Below are 1,276 nucleotides of genomic sequence, written 5' to 3'. Positions count from 1 at the left end.
CATCCGTGATCGGATAAGCCCCAAAACTTCCCCATAACCCATTGAAAAAGGCCATAAATCGTGCTCTGCAAGGGGGTGTCTAGTCTCCTGAGCAGAGGGCACAATTTATGACCTGCGACAAACCTAACCCCGTCCGTGATCTTCTCGCAAGTCCGCTTTGCGACGCCCTGATCGAGTACTGCGCCGAGAGGCTCGGCGTGGTTAAACGTCGGCGAAAGCTCGACGTCGTCTGCTTTGTGTGGACGCTGATTATGGGCTTTGGTGCCGGGTCCAGGCGCACGATCGCCTCGTTGCGGCGCACCTATCAGGTGATGTCGGGCCATCGAATCGCGCGCTCGGCGTTCTTCGATCGGTTCACCCCACAGCTCACCGAGTTGCTCTCGCGTTTGCTTAACGAGGTGCTTCGTCAGCAGCGCGAAAAGGTGCCCAAGATCTTTGGCGAGCGCATGCGCGGCTTTGAGCGCATCCTGGCGATGGATGCCACCGTGCTGCGGCTGCATCACCTGCTCAGCGACGCTTTTCCCGGCTGTCGCACCAACCACAGTCCCGCTGCGGCCAAGCTCCATATGGTGATGAACGTCGTCGATGGCTCGCCCAACCGCATCCGGATCACCGATGAGCGCACCGGCGACGCCACGCCCTGGCAGCGAGTCGGGTCGTGGGTAAAAGGCTCGTTGCTGATCTTCGATCTGGGCTATTACAACTTCCATCTCTTTCATCGCATCGCACAGCAAAAGGGCTACTTTCTCAGCCGTTTAAAGACCAACGCCAACCCCCGAATCATCAAAGATCTGGGCGGCGGCGCGGGCCGTCGCATCGACGTTGCCGGAAAGCGGCTCCAGGAGATTTTGCCTAGGCTTCGGCGCAAGACCTTTGAGGCGATCGTCGAAGTCGGGTTCTTTAAGCGCTCCTACAAGGGGCAAAAGCGCTATATGCGCCGCCGTTTCAGGCTAATCGCGGTGCGCAATGATGAGACCAACACGTACCACGTGTACCTGACCAACACTGATTCCGAGCAGATCACCGCCGGGGACGTTACCGACGTCTACGCGCTGCGCTGGCAGGTCGAGTTGCTCTTCAAACAACTTCGCCAGATGGGACGTTTGGGCGAGCTTCCCTCAAGTAAAGAACATATCGTTAAAACCCTGATTTACGGGGCGATTCTGGCTCTAGCGCTCTCCAACCGCCTACTCGAATATCTGCGTAAAAAAGCTCGTGGACGAGCGATGCCGACGACCCGCTTTGCGGAGGTTTTTCGCACGCTCTCATACCAGCT

The 1,276-nt window shown here is 57.9% G+C and carries 1 protein-coding gene; it reads left to right on the top strand.

Annotation, left to right across the window (positions count from 1 at the left end):
• Positions 1-107: 107 nt before the first annotated feature.
• On the top strand, positions 108-1,276 hold a 1,169-nt coding region (locus EA187_RS20190; protein ID WP_127781484.1), incomplete at its 3' end, for an IS4 family transposase.

The organism is Lujinxingia sediminis (assembly GCF_004005565.1).
In the GTDB taxonomy this organism is placed as follows: domain Bacteria; phylum Myxococcota_A; class Bradymonadia; order Bradymonadales; family Bradymonadaceae; genus Lujinxingia; species Lujinxingia sediminis.
This window is presented reverse-complemented; position numbering and strand designations above follow the sequence as displayed.